At 67.7% G+C, this 17,018-nt stretch carries 11 protein-coding genes; 6 read left to right on the top strand and 5 right to left on the bottom strand.

Annotated features, from left to right (window positions below; translation table 11 throughout):
- Position 1: 1 nt before the first annotated feature.
- The 4 genes from ASC81_RS07765 to ASC81_RS07750 form a co-directional block, all read right to left on the bottom strand.
- Positions 2-1,663 (bottom strand): glycoside hydrolase family 5 protein, encoded by a 1,662-nt coding sequence (locus tag ASC81_RS07765; RefSeq protein ID WP_156391886.1) that lies wholly within the window; start codon positions 1,661-1,663, stop codon positions 2-4.
- 83 nt (positions 1,664-1,746) lie between these two features.
- Positions 1,747-3,351 (bottom strand): glycoside hydrolase 43 family protein, encoded by a 1,605-nt coding sequence (locus ASC81_RS07760; protein ID WP_056264857.1) that lies wholly within the window; start codon positions 3,349-3,351, stop codon positions 1,747-1,749.
- A gap of 128 nt (positions 3,352-3,479) precedes the next feature.
- Positions 3,480-5,066: a glycoside hydrolase family 43 protein gene (locus tag ASC81_RS26475; RefSeq protein WP_082536354.1), complete on the bottom strand. Its 1,587-nt coding sequence runs from the start codon at positions 5,064-5,066 to the stop codon at positions 3,480-3,482.
- Between the two features lie 271 nt (positions 5,067-5,337).
- On the bottom strand, positions 5,338-6,390 hold the full coding sequence (locus ASC81_RS07750; protein ID WP_162245868.1) for a LacI family DNA-binding transcriptional regulator: 1,053 nt from the start codon (positions 6,388-6,390) through the stop codon (positions 5,338-5,340).
- A 536-nt stretch (positions 6,391-6,926) separates the two neighbouring features.
- On the opposite strand from ASC81_RS07750, the gene ASC81_RS07745 reads away from it, so the two are divergent.
- Positions 6,927-7,619 carry a hypothetical protein gene (locus ASC81_RS07745; RefSeq protein ID WP_156391884.1) on the top strand — a complete coding sequence of 231 codons (693 nt, stop codon included), beginning with the start codon at positions 6,927-6,929 and terminating at the stop codon, positions 7,617-7,619.
- A gap of 25 nt (positions 7,620-7,644) precedes the next feature.
- Here the strand turns inward: ASC81_RS07745 and ASC81_RS07740 are convergent, their stop codons facing one another.
- Entirely contained in the window at positions 7,645-8,247 is a 603-nt protein-coding gene (locus ASC81_RS07740; protein ID WP_200946734.1) for a mechanosensitive ion channel family protein, read from the bottom strand.
- Between the two features lie 316 nt (positions 8,248-8,563).
- On the opposite strand from ASC81_RS07740, the gene ASC81_RS07735 reads away from it, so the two are divergent.
- The 5 genes from ASC81_RS07735 to ASC81_RS07715 are packed head-to-tail and all read left to right on the top strand — an operon-like array spanning position 8,564 to position 17,004.
- On the top strand, positions 8,564-9,883 hold the full coding sequence (locus ASC81_RS07735; protein WP_056264849.1) for a surface lipoprotein assembly modifier: 1,320 nt from the start codon (positions 8,564-8,566) through the stop codon (positions 9,881-9,883).
- A complete protein-coding gene (locus ASC81_RS07730) occupies positions 9,880-11,853 on the top strand; it encodes a FecR domain-containing protein (protein WP_082536352.1) in 1,974 nt (657 codons plus the stop codon). Before ASC81_RS07735 ends, ASC81_RS07730 begins: the two co-directional genes overlap by 4 nt.
- Positions 11,854-11,857: 4 nt before the next feature.
- Positions 11,858-14,065 carry an HD domain-containing phosphohydrolase gene (locus ASC81_RS27780; protein ID WP_235533594.1) on the top strand — a complete coding sequence of 736 codons (2,208 nt, stop codon included), beginning with the start codon at positions 11,858-11,860 and terminating at the stop codon, positions 14,063-14,065.
- On the top strand, positions 14,058-14,933 hold the full coding sequence (locus tag ASC81_RS27340) for a 3',5'-cyclic nucleotide phosphodiesterase (RefSeq protein WP_162245867.1): 876 nt from the start codon (positions 14,058-14,060) through the stop codon (positions 14,931-14,933). The genes ASC81_RS27780 and ASC81_RS27340 overlap by 8 nt, the downstream gene beginning before the upstream one ends.
- On the top strand, positions 14,914-17,004 hold the full coding sequence (locus ASC81_RS07715; protein WP_056264841.1) for a CHASE2 domain-containing protein: 2,091 nt from the start codon (positions 14,914-14,916) through the stop codon (positions 17,002-17,004). Before ASC81_RS27340 ends, ASC81_RS07715 begins: the two co-directional genes overlap by 20 nt.
- Positions 17,005-17,018: the final 14 nt, after the last annotated feature.

The following is a 17,018-nucleotide window of genomic DNA, read 5'->3' as shown; positions in this document are numbered from 1 at the left end:
ATTACAGGCCAGGAATCGGACCAATCTCGGAAGTGCCGAGCATGGAGTTAAGCAGGTTCCAGTCAAGGACCGCACCGGTCGTGTCGTGGAAGAGGTCGTTTTGGATGTTCCAACCGGTGCCACTGAAACCAAGACTGTTGATCTTGTTCTGCACATACCTGTTCCAGTGCGTGACCGACCGGTAGTTCTGGTCCTTGTATGAGCCGGTCAGCTCGGGAAAGTGCTTGACCTCCGCCTTGTATTCGCCGATCAGTACCGGGATACCCCGGTCGGTGAAATACTTCATCTTGGCGAGTTGAATATCAATGAGGCTTTCGTCGTTGCCCGCCGCGACATTGCGATTCGTCAACTGATTGGCCACTTTATAGTTATATCCCCAGAAGGCTTTCCAGGTCCCCCATGTCTCGTCCGTTGTCATCAACGTGTAGTCGAAGGGGTCATAAAAGTGCACTTCGACCATCCGCTTATTTGCCGGATCCGTAGGCAGATTCTTTCCCCAATTGATCGTGTTATCGATATTGGTGTTCGGCCCTTGGACGATCAGCCAGCGAACGGCATTGCCGCCGCCATTGGCGCGCATGGCATTGATCCAGTTCTGCTGGTACTGGTAGAGCACATTGGTCTGAGCCTGGGATGGCGCATCAGGTTCGTTCGCGACAGCGAAGGACAATTTATCGCTGTCGTACCATTTGAAGGTGTTCGCAACCTGGGTCCACATATTGATCAACTTGGCGTTGATCGCGGGGTCGTAGGAATGGAAGCCGTTGCGCTCGAACCAGCCAAGGTCATAGTGGTCGTTGATGATGACGTACAGGCCCGCGGCGAGGGCCCAGTCGACCGTCTGCTTGACCTGGGCCATGAACGCCGGATTGATCGTTCCGTTGGTGGAATTGAAATCCCACGCAACGGGTATGCGCAGGGTCTTGAACCCCCTATCCCTGATGGAATCGATCAGCGCCTTGGTCGGCGGCGTATACCCCCAGAAGGAATCAAAAGTATTTCCCAGGTTGATGCCGGGATTCGGCATGACTTGGGTCTGCGCGCCAGGCACGGTGATCACGAAGGCCTGGGTGGTCTTGGCGCCGCAGCTGTTGGTGTAGGTGGCCGTGGCCGTGCAGCTGGCAACGGGCGTGATGGTCTGCTGGCGTGCCGAGCCCGACGTGCCGCAGCCGCTCCAGCCCCAAGAGCCGCTGGTGGCCGGCTGCGGGCCGAGGATGGCCGAGTTCCCCGCGGTGACCATGGCCGACGAGGTCTGCGTCCATGAGCCGTTGGTGCTGATGTAGGGCGTGATGGCCGTCGGCGCGCAGCTGCTGCCGCGCGTGGCGCTGGCCGAGCCGGAGTTGTAGCTGCCGGCGCTGGTCGTGAACTTGACCCAGTACCAGTAGGGCGTGCCGGTGTTGGCCGAGGCGTCGGCGTAGGTCCTGGCGCTGGTGGCTGGCACGGCGATGCGGGTGCGGCCCGCGGGGTTGGCGTCGGTGTCGCGGTAGACCTCCAGGCGCGAGACGTTGCCGCTCACGGTCCAGTTGAGCTGGTTGTCGTTGGCCGAGCCGCTGGCGCTCAGGCAGACGGTGGCGCCGCCGCCGCTGCCGCAGCTTTGCGCCTGCGCGAGGCTGCCTGCGCTTGCGCCGAAGGCAAGCAGCAGTGCTGGTATCAAGGTTCTCATGTTCTACCTTTCAAGGTTGAAAGTGCTCGGCCGGTTGTCTCCTCCGGACACGAGCGTTATGAAGACGCAGCTCAATGCATGGGCTACATCCCGACGACGCGGTAATAGTCAAAGTCCACACGGCCGCCGGCGGTCTTGGTCGAATAGAAGAAGAGGCCGTAGCGATAACCCATGAAGTGCTTTGGGTAGGAATAGGTCAGGCGCGAGGGACGCCCGATGGGGGTCCAGGTCTTGCCGTCGAGGCTGTACGAGAACCGGGCGAGTTCGGGCGCAGGTTCGAACTCGGAATCGACCTTGAGGTGGACGGTCTTGGCCTTGAGCGGAATTGACGCGATCTCCTCGGGCTTGTCGGAGTCCGCGCTCACCATGACGAGCGACCGGACGCCGTCGGTCATCTTGACGCCGACAAAACCGTACAGCTTCTGGAAGACGGTGAGGCCGGCCACATCGCCGTCCTTCATGCCGCTCACATCGAGGCTTGTGGTGGCGGAACTGGCAGGGCCAAAGGTGCGCTGGGTGAGGGTGTTCGTGGCCTCCGGCAACGAGGCAACAACCCGGCTGGTGACGAGGCTCAGGTGGCCTGGGCGCTTGGTGAGCGACCAGTCATTGGGCCTCGGGTTGTGATTCCATTGCCAGGCCAGAGGCAGCGCGGGGTCGCCAGGTTCGCGATTGAATTCGTCGGAGGCGACGATGCCCGAGGCGCCTGAGACGCCCTGTGCACCGGCCGCGATGTCGAGCGTCATGGGCACCTTGCCGTCTTTGCCGAACACGGGCCAGCCGTCCCTCCAGGTCACGGGCACGAGGTAAGGGATGCGACCGACGGCGCCGTTGCCCTTGAAGAGGTAGGCGTACCACTTGCCGTCCGGGGTATCAATGAGGCCGCCCTGGGCGATGCCACGGTCATCAAGCACGATGCGACCCTCGTAGGGGCCGTCGATGCGGTCGGCGCGGTGGACGATGACGGTGGGCGCCCAGCGGCTGCCGGGCGAGGCGATGTTGAAGAAGTAATAGCGGCCGTTGATCTTGGAGAGATGCGTACCTTCGCCATTGAGCCCGCCCAGGTCGGTGCCGAAGATGGTGTTGACGTTCTCGATGAGAACCTTGTTCACGCCGCCGGGCTTGATGCCGGAGAGATCGGGCTTGAGCTCGACCAGCGTGATGCGACCGCCGCCGTAAACCATGTAGACGCGCCCGTCATCGTCGAAGAACAGGCTGTGGTCGTGGAGCACGGGCTCGAAGCTCGTCTCCTTCCACGGGCCGCGCTCCGGATCACGCGTGGTGTAGATGTGGGTGCGTCCGCTGGTGTACGAGAACGTCGAGGCATAGAACACGCCATCGTGGTAACGCAGGCTGGGGGCCCAGGAGCCGGCCGCGTAGGCGTCCTTGCCGTTGTCGAGGCGCATCGCGTCGTTGTCGGCAAGGGTTTCGTAGGCGTACGAGGCCATGCGCCAGTTGACGAGATCCGTCGATTTCATGATCGGCAGGCCCGGGCTCATGTGCATCGTCGTGCTGCTCATGTAGTAGGTCTTGCCGACACGAATGATGGCGATGTCCGGAACGTCGGCCCAGATCAGCGGGTTGTGAGCACGAGCTGCCTGTGGTGCAGGTGCTGCCTCCGCCGCCGGAACCGCCTGAGACCCGACGCAGACGACGAGGGCAATCAGAAGCGAAAGAATCGGGCGGTTCATGAGGCGGGTTGGAGAGCCGGCGCAAGGGCGGCTCAGCTTGTCAGCGTGTTTGTCCATGTTTTGTCGGGATCAGTCAGTGCGGGTCAGAGCCGCCATCAAGGCGGCATGCCGCCCGGCCTGCGGCCGTCTCAGCGCGCGTACAGCGCGAACGCAAAGTCCGCAGGGCGACCGCTTTCCTTGTCCTTCAGCGGCCGGTCATCGAGGGTCGCCTCGCCGTCGGCATAGACGTCGCTGCGGCTGGCGCGCAGGTTGATCGTCACGGCGTCCTTCTGGCCTTGCAGCGCCAGCGCATAGCGGCGGCCGGCCTTCAGCACGACGGACGGATGGGCGCTGAAATCGAAGCTCAGCAGCCCGGCACCTTGCGGCCGGTAGGCGATGGCCAGGCCATTGCCGGCGCCGAGCAATTCGGTGCCCGCCTCCACGTCGCGCAGCGACAGGCGCAGCGAGCGCGTGGCGTCGGTGCCGTGGCCGTCACCGGCATACAGGCTCAGCCGGCCCAGTGATATGTCGGCACGCGGCACGAAGGTCTGCGTCAGGCGGGTCGAGCCGCCGTCTCGGTTGAAGCCGATGGGCTCGGGCGTCTGCTCGAAAGGCCGGGTGACCGAGGCCAGCGCCGGGCTGCCCGGCCAAGTGTCGGGATAGCCCTGGGCGAACTGCTGGACGGCCACACGCGGGTCGGAGCGGCCCGGGTCCGGCAGCGTCGGCACTTTGCCGGTGGGCGGCTGCGGCGGCTTGCTGATGCCGGCTTCCGTCTGCGTGACCGGCCACATACGGCCGTCGGCGTCGTAGTGGAGATATTCCATCGCGACGGAGCGGCGGGAGGTGCCGCCGGTCTCGCCGTTCAGGGTCAGCGCGGCGTTGTGATAAACGAGATAGGACTGGCCCTTGAAGTCGTCAATGACGCCCGCGTGGATGGTGTAGCTGTTGGGCACCGGGCCGGTCAGAAGACCTTGATAGGTCCACGGCCCGCGTGGGCTGGGCGCGGTGGCATAGGACAGGTGCTCAAACAGGCCCTGTTGCGCCATGGACGCGTAGGTCATGTAGTACGTGCCCTTGCGCTTGGACAGCCACGGCCCCTCGGTGTAGTTGGGCAGCGAGATTTTCTCGATGGGGCCATCGATCTCGATCATGTTGGCCTTCAGCTTCGCCAGGTAGAGGACCGGGTTGCCCCAGGCCATCCAGGCGGTGCCGTCGTCGTCGATGAAGACGGTCGGGTCGATGTCACTCCAGCCGTAAGGGCTGGGCGTGGACGCGTCCGTGATCAACGCCGTGCCGCGCGCATCCTTGAACGGGCCCAACGGGTTGTCGGCCACCGCCACGCCGATGGCCTTGCCGTACTGCGTGTTGTCGTGCTGCACGGTGGTGTAGAAGTAAAAACGGCCATTGCGCTGCACCACCTGCGCGGCCCAGGCATCGCTCACCGCCCACTTGAAATCGGTGGGCTTCATGACGGTGCCGTGCGGGGTCCAGTTGCGCAGGTCCTTGGACGAGTAGGCCAGCCACTCCTTCATCAAGAAGAAGGCGTCGCCCTTGGCCTCATCGCGGCCCACGTAGAGGTAAGCCGTGTCGCCCACCACCAGCGGCGCTGGGTCGGCCGTGAAGCGGTCGCGCAGCACGGGGTTGGCGCCCGGCGCCGGTGTAGCGGCCGGCGCGGCGGCGCAAGCGATGGCCGCGCAGCAAAGCGCGGTGTGTTGGAGGAGTCTGGCGAGGCGCATGACTAAGTGAGAACCTTGAAGTAGCTTGTCGGAATGCACGCGGAGCGAGGATCAATGCGAAGCGGCATGGACGCATTCCCAGCGGTAAAGCAGGGGTGTGAGAGTCGAATCCGGTCCAAATGACAGCAACGCTTCAGCATGGAAGCGGCGTGATTCGACGCCGAATCAACTAGAAAAAATGAAAGCGGTCTTACCGCTCGGCAATCTTAGTTTGGTCGACCGTCGAACTAAGTAGGGAAAAACCTAGCAGCCGACCGCTGCATCTACCGGCTCAGGGAATGGTCACCGGCGCGTTTCGAGGACCCGGCAGCGTTCGGCCCGAAACGATTTCGACCGGCAGAACGATGTCACGCGGGCCCGGATACGCCTCCCCACGGCGCTGCGCCTCGATCAATTGCATCAGCACGTCGACCGCGCGACGCCCCATCTCCAACAGGGGCTGGCGCACCGTTGCCATGCGCAAGGTGCGAGCCAGCAAGGTGTCGTCGAAACCTGCAATCGAAATGTCATGCGGAACATTCAATCCGCAAGCTTCCAATGCATCAATGCAGCCGAAGGCGATGTCGTCGCTGCCGCAGCAGAGCGCCTCGGGCAACGGCTGACCCCGGTGCCGTTGCAGCCATTCCTGCATGGCCTGCTTGCCGCCTTCGGCGGTGAACCACGTGCGGATCACATGATCGGAAGCGACTTCCACCCCGGCTTCGGCATGGGCGCGCAGAAAGCCGTCCACACGGCAGTCTGCTCCCTTGGCGCTCACCGGCCCCCCGACACAGAGGATCCGGCGATATCCGAGCCCCAGCATGTGACGCGCCATCGCATAGCCGCCCGCTTCATCGTCGGCCTCGACGTTCACCTGGGCCCGCAACAGCCTGCCCGCGTGGATCGTGACCATGGGCGTATGCGGCGGTAGCCAGGTCGTGTTGTCATCTTCCAGGTAAGGCGCCAGCACGACGAGCCCGTCAACGCGGCCATCGCACAAGGCGGGAATGCGCTTCGGCGCTTCTTCCCAGCCACTGAGCGGAAAGATGCACGTGGTCTGGTGGGCCTCCGTAGCGCCCCTCACGACGCCGTTGAACACTTCAAGGAAGTAGAGGTTGGGCGCCTCATTGGCAATATTGGCAACGAAGCCGATGGCATTGGTGCGTTGGTACGTCAGCGCCCGTGCGTTCGCGTTGGGCCGGTAGCGCAAGCGCTCCGCCGCTGCCAGCACCCGCGCCCGTGTCTCGGCCGACACGCGCGTGGAACCCCTGGGGCCATTGAGCGCGCAGGACGCCGCCACATCCGAAACCCCCGCCTCTCGCGCAACGTCGGCCAGCGTGGGCAACTTGTGACGACGGCTCTTTGGTGGCTTGGAAGGCTTGGGTATTGCGGACACTGTCCGGTCGGCGGGAAGAAGGGGCGAGGCACTCTAGCACTGGGTCGCCGGGAGCCGTCCCATGGAACGCGAGGCACCGCGCCAAAGACGCCTAGCCAGGCTGCGGCGCCGTCGTTCCGCCCGTCGCCGTCTTGCCGGCCCGCCCTTCCGGAGGATCTTGATGCCCGCCCGGACCGTCTTCAAGCGCCCGGCAATCCGTTCTGGCTTTCCCTAGTTAGTCCGGCCGTCGAACAATCTACGATGCTCGGGCGGCACAGCCGCAATCATTTTCAGCAGTTGATTCGGCGTCAAATCACAGCACTGACCTTCCAGGCGTTTCTATGTCCACATCCACTTCGAACATGCGCTTCTCGTCGGCGGATTCATCGGCTGCATATGCGGGCGGCTACCGTCTGGAAGACCCCGTTTACCCTCTTGGGGAGCACGACAGCCTAGCCGTCGGGGCGGACGAGATGGGCGGGCCGTGCTCCGCCTGTCGCCCCAACATGCCAACCAGCTTGAGTGGCTGCGACGACCTTGGCGTCGCAACGACCGAAGCCGGCTTCTTGGCCAATGCGCGCCTCATGGCTGAGCGCCGCTCGCCCTTCGGCGATGACATCGCGATGGTCGGGCCCCGGTGGTACGCGGCGCCGGCTTCAGCTTCCGGCTGCCGACCTTTTGCGCCGTTGGAAATGGATGCCCATGGCCGACCGCAGCCCACGGCAGACCGGTTCCCCAGCGCCATGGAAGGCCTCGGCTTCGCGCCGCTCGCATCTCAGGTCCACCGCCTCGGCTTGCGTTTCGGTGTCCATCTGACGCGCGGCGTCCCCCGTCAGGCGGTCGAGCGCGGTCTGCCTATCGCCGGCAGCCCATGGCGTTGCGATGAGATCGCCAACCCAGGCTCGACTTGCGCGTGGAACACCGACATGTGCGACATCAACCCCGACCACCCCGGCGCTTTTGACTGGTATCGCGCCTGGTTTGCTCAACTGGCAGCCTGCGGCGTCGACGCAGTCGCGCTCGACGACGTCGCGTCACCGACCGCACATGCTGGCGAAGTTGCGTTGATCCGCCGCGCGATCGACGCCATTGGCCGCCGCATCGAGCTGGCCGGGTGTCTGCCGGCAAAGCCTCGTGATGTCAGCGGGCGCCTTGGCAGACCGCCGCGCCGGAATGCCGGAGCGGAAATGCTCCCGTGACCATGACCGAAGTCGATCTGCCGTCTTAGCCGCCGTCCGCCTCTCCAGTCGTTTCCGGCGCATCGCCATGCCAGCGCCGCAGGGCCCGTTGGAAGAACAGGCTGTTGGGCAACTGCAGCTGGGTACCGTTGCTCGCATCCCCGCTTTCGCGCAGCGTGGTGTAGACGAGGTTGATGTCGGCGACCCGTCCTTTGACGAGGGGCGTGCCGCCGGGTTCCAGCAATTCCACGACGTCACCCACGCGGAAGGCGCGGGTGACGTAGATGAGCAGCGCGCAGAAGAGGTTGGACAGAACGCTCCACACCGCGAAGAAGGCGACGGCGGCGACGGTGGCGAAGCCGGTGAACGCCGTCCACAGCACGGTGCCCGAAACGCCGAACCGCTCCAGCGCCCACAGCAAAGCGCCGCCGTAGACCAGCACGGCCGCGATGCGCAGGAAGAGGGTGGCGAAACTGATGGGCAGGCCATAGGTGCGGCTGGCGCGGCGCATCAGCTGTCGGGCCAGCCGCATCACCAGCCATGCGGCGACGCTGATGAGCAGCACTTCCAGCAACGGCACCAGCGTGTCGAGCCAGTCTGCTGCCCAGTCGGGCAGGCGGTCATGCAGGGACTGCAGCAGTTTTCTCATGGGCGTTGGAGTCGTGAGCGCCATGCCGTAGCGCCGAGGCGTTAGTTTCGCCGCTTCCGGTGTGGCCATCCTGCCGGCGCCGCCCTACCCGGCTTTTGGGCTTGGCCGCACCGAAGCGCAACCAAACACAGCCTGGTTACATCTCTCCAAACACATCCGAGACGGACGTCACGGCGCCTCGCCGCTGCAAGCTACCAGACAGACAAGGGCTGGCCGAAGATGCTGCGACCGCAATGCCGCCAGGCATTGAATACCAACGTGCGCGAGGATTTCTTTGCTCCATCTGCCTTTCCGGACGCAGAGCGCCGGGCTCCGGTTGGGCGCCCGACTTTGCGCTTTCGCTGTCGCCCTGACCTGCCTGTCCACCGATGCCAGCGCGCAGGATGCGCTGCTGGACGACGCGCGCGCCAAGCTGACCCGGCGTGACGCCGCGGGGGCCTATGCCCTGCTCGCCGACGCCGAGATGGCACGGGCCGGCGACGCCCGCTTCGACTACCTGCTGGGCGTCGCGGCGCTGGATGCGGGCCATGTCACGCGCGCCATCTTTGCGCTGGAACGCGTCGTGGAGCGGCAGCCCGACAACATGCTGGCCCGCGCTGAACTGGGGCGCGCCTACCTGGCCGCGGGCGATGCCGACGCCGCGCGCGAGCAGTTCCGCCTGGCGCGCAGCGCCGACCTGCCGGCAGGCGTGGCGGCCGCCATCGAGCGCGTGATCGGCGTCGTCAACCAGGTGGCGCCGCCTACCGGCCCGCAGCTGTTGGGCTATGTGGAGTTCGGCGCGGCCTACGACAGCAATGTCAACAGCGCCACCAACCAGGGCGAGTTCGCGATCCCCGCCTTTGGCGGCATCGTGTTCCAGACCGCGCCGGAGAACCGCCAGCGCCACGACCTCGTGGCCTCCGCAGCGGGCGGGGTGAACGCCGAGAAGGCGCTGTCGCCTGCGTGGAAGCTGGTGGGCGCGGCCAACCTGCGCGCCACCATGGGCCGGGTCGTGCACGACATGAACACCGTCTTCTTTGACGCCACGGCCGGCCTGCGCCACACGGCCGGCACGCAAAGGCAGCTGATCGCCCTGCAGAACAACACGGCCTGGGTCGGCGGCAGCCGATACCGCACGGCCAACGGCTTGGCCGCCCAATGGCAATCGCAGTTCGACGCCGCCTCGCAGGCCAGCGTGTTCGGGCAGTGGTCGCGCCAGACTTATCACGGCCAGGCCGAGCGCGACACCGACCGCCTGCTGCTTGGGCTCGGGCTGGCGCGCCAGTTTGGCGGCGCCGGCCCGCTCGTCTACGGCAGCGCCTATGGCGTGCGCGAGCGCACCCGCCAGGCCGAGGTCGCGCACTTCGGCCACCAGGGCGCGGGCCTGCGGCTGGGCGTGGAGCAGCGCCTGGGCGCCGCCCTGTCGGGCTTGGCCGAGTGGCAGTTCGAGCGGCGGCGCTACGGCGGCACCGAGCCTTTCTTCGACGTCGCCCGCCAGGATCGCCAGAACGATGTCGCCGCCGGGTTGCGCTGGAGCGCCGACCCGCACTGGCAGGTTGTCGCGCAGGCGCGCCGCTCGGGGGCCGGGTCCAACGTCGTGCTGTACGACTACTCGCGCAACGTGTTCCAGATCACCGCCCACAGGAGTTTCCAATGAGCCGCATGCATGGACCGCCGAGCCGGCGTGGTGGGCATCGCGGCAGCACGCCCGCGCCGACCAACTGCCTTCGCAATGTTTTGGCGATGGCGGCGCTGTGCGTCGTCAATGGTCTGGCCTGGGGGGCGCCGGCGGCCACGGCCATCTTCACCAGCGGTGACGTTCGCGTCGTCTCGGCCAAGGGCGTGGTTCGCGAGCTGAAGACCGGCCAGAGCGTCGAGTCGGGCGAAACCGTGCAGACCACCAAGGGCCGCGTGCAACTGCGCATGGTCGATGGCGCCATGATGGCGCTGGGCGAGCGCACGACGCTGCGCCTGGATGACTACCGCCTGGCCGGGCCGGCGGGCAACGATGAACGCGGCTTCATGAGCCTGCTGGGCGGCGGCCTGCGCACCATCAGCGGCAGCATCGGCAAACCCCGCACGGACAACTACAAGCTCGAGACGCAGTCGGGCACCATCGGCATCCGCGGCACGGAATACACCGCTGACGTCGACAACGGCCTGCGGGTCGGCGTGACCGGCGGTCGGGTGGCCGTCTGCAACGACGGCGGCTGCGTCGACGTGCCCAAGGGATCGTCGGCCTTTGCGCCGAACCGGTCGGTCAAGCCGAACGTGAGCGCCAAGCCGCTGGTACACCTGCAACCGGCCAATGCGGCCGAAGCGCCCGCCGAGGCCGCCGCCGAGTCCGGCGCGGAAACCGCTGCGGCGCCATCGCCTGCAGCCAGCCCCGCCCCTGCGGCGGCACGGCCCACCTCGGGCGAGAAGACCGCCCAGGAACTCGTGACCCAAGCGCAGAACCCGCCGGCGCCTGTGCCGGTCCCTGCGCCCACGCCCACGCCAGCTCCTGCGCCAGCGCCCGTCCCTGCACCCGCACCCACGCCAACACCGGCTCCCGCACCGGTTCCCGGGCCCGCACCCGTACCAGCGCCGGCTCCTGCTCCCGCGCCGACGCCAGTGCCCGTCCCACCGCCGGCACCGGAGCCAGCGCCCGTTCCTCCGCCTGAGCCGGCACCGGTACCCGTCCCACCGCCTGCACCGGTACCAGCGCCAGCGCCCGTTCCTCCGCCTGCGCCGGCACCAGTACCCGTCCCGCCGCCTACACCGGTACCAGCGCCAGCGCCCGTTCCTGCGCCGGCACCGGTACCCGTCCCACCGCCCGCACCGGTGCCTGCGCCAGCGCCTGCCCCAACACCAGCACCAGCGCCCGTTCCCGCGCCTGGGCCAGCCCCCACGCCTGCACCGCCTCCCACTCCCACGCCGCCGCCGGCCCCGACGTCACATGTCACAGCCGGTCTGGTCTGGAGCAATGACAAGGGCGACATCGCGGCCGATCTGATCGGCGGCACCGCGCAGTTCGACGCCAGCGGCGGCTTGCTGTCGCTGAAAGATGCCGCAACGGGCAGGACCATCCTGGAAAACGGCACATCGACCGACGCGGGCGTCGACGGCGTCATCGCCTGGGGTCGCTGGATCGGCGGGCAAGCGGGTAACAACCGCAACGGCGTTGGCGATGGCAATCTCACCACCCTGCAGTACTTCACCGCGACATCGACGCCGACAGGGCCGACGTCAGGGCTGTTCACATCATTCGCATCGACATCACCGACCGTCCAGTCCAACGGCAACATGGTTGCCACTGGCACCGTCAACAGCGCCAGCGGCAGCTTCGCCGCCGCGCTGACCCTGCAGACCTCCGGCACCGCCATCTACACGCTGACGGTACCAGTGCCCGGCCAGACCTTCACGCTGACCGGCACGGCGACACAGACTTCGCTGTCGACCTTTGCAGGCGTCTCGCTGATCACCAGCACAGGCACCGCTTGCCGCAGCGGCTGCACCGGCAGCCTTGGCAACAACGTCTCGGTCATCGGCCAGATCGCCGGTTCGGCGGGGACGCATGCCGGCGTCATCTACGGCTTCGACAGCCGCCTCGGCAACGTCTCCGGCGTCATCGTCTTCAAGCGCTGAATTCATGAATTTTCCAGGCCCCCATCCGCAGCCATCGCCTTTCGGCGCGGAGCACACGAGCGCGGCCGGCGGCATCCTGGTTGTGCAAGGCACCGAGCCGCATGCGGACCGCAGCCTCATCGACGGCCTGCGCCGGGCGCGCTTCGTCGTTCGCGACTGCGGCGCGGCCGACGCGCTCGCGCAGGTGGACCGCGGCGACTGGGACGCCGTGGTGCTGGATGCGCAAGCCGACTTCGACGCCGCCGTCGTGCTCGCCGCCGCGATCCGCGCGCGCTATCCCGCGACCGTGCTGCCCATCGTCATGCTCGCCACGCGGTGCATGGGCAGCGAGCAGCAACGCGCCTTCGACGCGGGCGCGAGCGACTGCATCGGCTGCCCGGCGGACGTGGCCGAGGTGGGCCGGCGCCTGTCCACCCTGGCCGAGCTGCGTCGCCTGCGCCGCAAGAGCGCGATGGAGCAGAGCCGCTTCGGCGCGGAGCTGTCCTCACGCTCACTGCGCCTGAACGGCCTCATCGAGACCTGCATCGCGATGTCGATGTGCCGCGACCGCGCGGCGCTGCTTCAGCAGCTGCTCAGCGAGGGCCGCCATCTGCTGAACTGCGACGGCGGCACCATGTACATGGTGACCGAAGAGCAGACGCTGCGCTTCGAGTTGCGAACCCGCAGCGACCCGCTGCCGGCGACGCAGATCCCGCTGTACGACCCTGGCACGGGCAACCCCAACGAGAACTACGTGTCCGTCTACACGGCCTTGCACAACCAGGCTGTCCGCATCGACGACGTCTACGCGGAAACCCGATTCGACCTCAGCGGCACCCGCGCCTTCGACGACGCCAGCGGCTACCGCACGGTCTCCATGCTGACGGTGCCTATCGCCCCGCGCGGCGGCTCGCCCATCGGCGTGCTTCAGTTCATGAATGCGCTCGACCCGTTCACGGGTGCCATCGTGCCCTTCGACCCCGAGGCGGGCGCGCTGGTGGAGGCGCTGGCCGCGCAGGCCGCGGTGGCCCTGGACAACATGGAGTTGGTTGACTCGCAAAAGCAGCTGACCGAAAGCCTCATCCGGGTGCTCGCCACGACCATCGACGCCAAGAGCCCGCACACCGGCCGCCATTGCGAACGCGTGCCCGAGTTGGCGATGCGCCTGGCGCAGGCCGCGTGTGATGCCAGTGACGGGCCGCTCAAGCACTTCGCGTTCCGCTCCGAGCGGGAGTGGGAGGAGTTCCGCATTGGTGCCTGGCTGCATGACTGCGGCAAGGTGACCACGCCCGAGTACGTCATCGACAAGGCCACCAAGCTCGAAACCATCCACAACCGCATCCATGAAGTCCGCATGCGTTTCGAGGTGCTGCACCGCGACCTCGAGATCGCGCGGCTGCAGGCCCAGGTGGCCGGCACGTGGAGCGACGCGCAGCAGGCTGCCCATGCCGCCGAACTCGCGCGCCTGAAGCAGGACTTCGAGTTCGTCGCGCGCTGCAACGTGGGCGATGAGGCGCTGGAGGACGACGCCATCGAGGCGCTGGCGGGCATCGGCGCGCGCCAGTGGACCCGGCACTTCGACGACCGCCTGGGCCTGTCAGCAGTGGAGCTGGCCGCCCGCGCGGCGGAGCGCGCCCCTGCCCTGCCCTGCACCGAACCGCTGCTGGCCGACCGCCCGCGCGACATCGTGGCGCGGCCCGAAGGCGAGCGGCTTGATCCGGCCTTCGGCTTTCGCATGGACGTGCCGGAGCACCTCTACAACCGCGGCGAGCTCTACAACCTGTCGGTGCGCAACGGCACGCTGACGCGCGAGGAGCGCTACAAGATCAACGAGCACATGGTGCACACGGTGATGATGCTGGAGCGCATGCCCTTCCCCAAGCATCTCAAGCGCGTGCCGGAGTACGCCGGCACCCACCATGAGCGCATGGATGGCAAGGGCTATCCACGCCAGCTCGGGCCCGAGCAGCTGTCCGTGCCGAGCCGGATCATGGCGGTGGCGGACATCTTCGAAGCGCTGACCGCTGCGGACCGGCCCTACAAGAAACCCAAGCCCCTTTCCGAGGCGTTGACCATCATGCAGCGCATGGCCGGCACGCACATCGACGCCGACATCTACAACCTCTTTCTGCGCTCCGGCGTCTACCTGGCGTATGCGCACAAGCACCTCGATACCGAGCAGATCGACGTCAGCGACCCGACGCCGTTCTGCGCCACTGCGCCGCATGCCTAGCCCCGCCGCCGGCCACGGCATGGCAGGCCTGCGGGCCGCGGTGGCAGCGGGCGCGGCGCCACGCGTTGCCAGCGAGCTGCTGGCGCTGTTCGAGCATGTCGCGCAGCGGCCGGACAAGCTGCAGTGGGTCAATGCCGAGATGACCGCCGACCTCGGCGGCGCCATCGACCCGGCGCTGGCGCGTGCCGGCGCCGCCGTGGCCGCCGCCATCGACGCGCAGCCCGACACGTTCGACCGCCACAGCTATCACAACCGCCAGCACTTCTGCGAGGTCGCATTGACGGCCTACGGCCTGTGCCTGCTGGCCCGTTTGAGCACGCAGGCGACCCAGCTCGTCGTGCTTGCCGCGCTGGTGCATGACGCCGTCCACGAGGGCCGCCCGCAGGCCGCCTTCGTCCAGGAGCGCGCCAGTGTCGACAGCCTGCGCGCGCTGCTGGCTGCGGCCGGCCTTGCCGCCGCGCAGACCGACTGCCTGATGGTGCTGGTGCTGGCCACCGAGACCGGTGGCGGCACCGCCTACATGTCGGCCGTCTGCCAGGCCCACGCCGGCCGCGCCGCGATGCCGCTCGCGGCACCGGCGGGCGCGCCGGAGCTCGCCGCACTGGTGACCGACCCCGAGCTGGCCCAGCTCGCGCGCATCCTGTGCGAGGCCGACGTGTTGCCGTCGATCGGGCTGGACGACGGGCATGCACTGCGCATGCAGGAGCGGCTGGCGCGCGAATGGGGCCGCCCGCTGGGCCCGCGCGACAAGCTGGCCTTCATGGACGGCGTGCTGCAGCAGGGCTACATCGGCGGCTTCTTCCTGCCGTGCGTCCGCGCCATGCACGCGGCGCTGGCCGGCGGCCTGCATGCAGTCGCCCAAGGCTGAACCGGGGCTGGCCCGCTGGGCCTGGGCGGTGCCGCTTGGCATGCTGCTGCTGGCCCTGTTCATGGCATGGGCCGACCCACCCGCACTGCGCGGCCTGCGCTACGCCAGCTTCGACCAGTTCCAGCGCTGGCATCCCCGGCCGCACGACGACGCGCCGGTGCGCATCGTCGACATCGACGACGAAAGCCTGCGCCGCATCGGCCAGTGGCCCTGGCCGCGCGACCGCGTGGCCCAGTTGCTGGCCGCCATCTCGGCACAGCAGCCGGCCTCGGTGGCGGTCGACATCGTCTACGCCGAGCGCGACGGCAGCACGGCCGTCGGCGGCGATGCCGCACTCGCCAGCGCGCTGGCGCAAGGCCATGTGGTGCTCGGTTTCGGCTTGAGCCACCAACCGGCTGCGCCGCGCGTCGGCGTGGACCCGGGCGACGACGGGCTCGCGCTGAAGGCGGGCTACTTCCCGCTCGGCGGCGATCCTGCGCCTTTCCTGCCGACCTTCGCCTCCAGCGTCGCCAACCTGCCGGACCTGCAGCAGGCCGCCGCAGGCCAGGGGGCCATGACCTTCATCCCGGACGTGGACGGCATCGTCCGCCAGGTGCCACTGCTGCTCAATCTCGATGGGCGCCTGGTGCCTTCGCTGACCGCCGAGGCGCTGCGGCTGGCCGCCGGCGTCAGCCACTACACGGTGCGCAGCGCCGGCGACAGCGGCGGCGTCATCGACGTGCGCATCGGCGAGCGGCTCATCGCCACCGACGCCAGCGGCGCCGTCTGGGTGCACTACGCCCGCCCGCAGCCCGCGCGCTACATACCCGCATGGCGGGTGCTCGACGGCAGCCTGCCGGCCGACGCCCTCAAGGGGCGGATCGTCCTCGTCGGCACCTCGGCCCAGGGTCTGATGGACCTGCGCTTCGGCCCGCTGGGCGGCATCATCCCCGGCGTCGAAGTCCATGCCCAGGCGCTGGAACAGGTGCTGACCGGCCAGCCCCTCGGCCGCCCGGGCTGGACGCCGGCGGTCGAATGGATCGTCACGCTGCTCGGCTGCACCGCGGTGGGCCTGCTGGCGATGAAGCGCAGCGCCACCGTCTCGTCGGCCGGCTTCCTCGTGCTGGCGGGCGCCGTGGGCGGGGCAGCATGGGCGGCCTTCGTGCACGGCGGCGTGCTGATCGATGCGGTCACGCCGATGCTCGCCATGGCACTGGTGTTCATCCCCACCACGGTGATGCGCTATCTGCAGAGCGAGCGTCGGCAGCGCTGGATGAAGCAGACGTTCTCGCGCTATGTGTCGCCCAACCTCGTCGAGTACCTGATCACCCACCCCGATGCCCTCGTGCTGGAGGGCCGGCGCCAGCGCTGCAGCTTCGTTTTCACCGACCTGGCCGGCTTCACGCGCCTGATGGAAGGCATGGACCCGGCGAAGGCGGTCGGCCTGGTCAACGCCTACCTCGACCGCATGATCGCCATTGCCTTCGAGCACGACGGCACGCTGGACCGCATCGTGGGTGACGCCGTGGCCATCATGTTCTCAGCGCCTGTCGAGCAAAAAGACCATGAACAGCGGGCCCTGCGCTGCGCGCTGGCGATGCACGCCTTCTCGCGCCGCTATGTCGACGACCTGGGGCGCCAGGGCATCGCGTTCTCAGAGACGCGCATCGGCGTGCACACCGGCGAGGTGACGGTCGGCAACTTCGGCGGCGAGGCGATCTTCGACTACCGCGCGCTGGGCGACCCGGTCAACACCGCCTCCCGGCTGGAAGGCGCGAACAAGCACCTGGGCACGCTGATCTGCGTGTCCGAGGCGACGCTGGCCGGCTGCCCCGGCGCCGCGGCGCGCCCCATCGGCAGACTGCGCCTGGCCGGCCGCACCGGCTATCTGATGACCTTTGATCCGTTGCCGGAGGCGCCGGATGCGGCCTATCAACAGGCCTTCGATTTGATGCGCGATGGCAGCGGCGACGCGCTGCCCGCATTCGAGGCCCTGGCGAACGCCCGGCCGGACGACCCGCTCGTTAAATTGCATCTGGCGCGTCTGCGTGCGGGCGATCAAGGCGACGCCATCGAGCTGGCCGAAAAGTAGCCACAGCCCTGACG

This window comes from Pelomonas sp. Root405 (assembly GCF_001425165.1).
In the GTDB taxonomy this organism is placed as follows: Bacteria; Pseudomonadota; Gammaproteobacteria; order Burkholderiales; family Burkholderiaceae_C; genus Pelomonas.
Note: the sequence above shows the minus strand (reverse complement) of the source record. Positions and strands in the feature narration are given on the sequence as shown.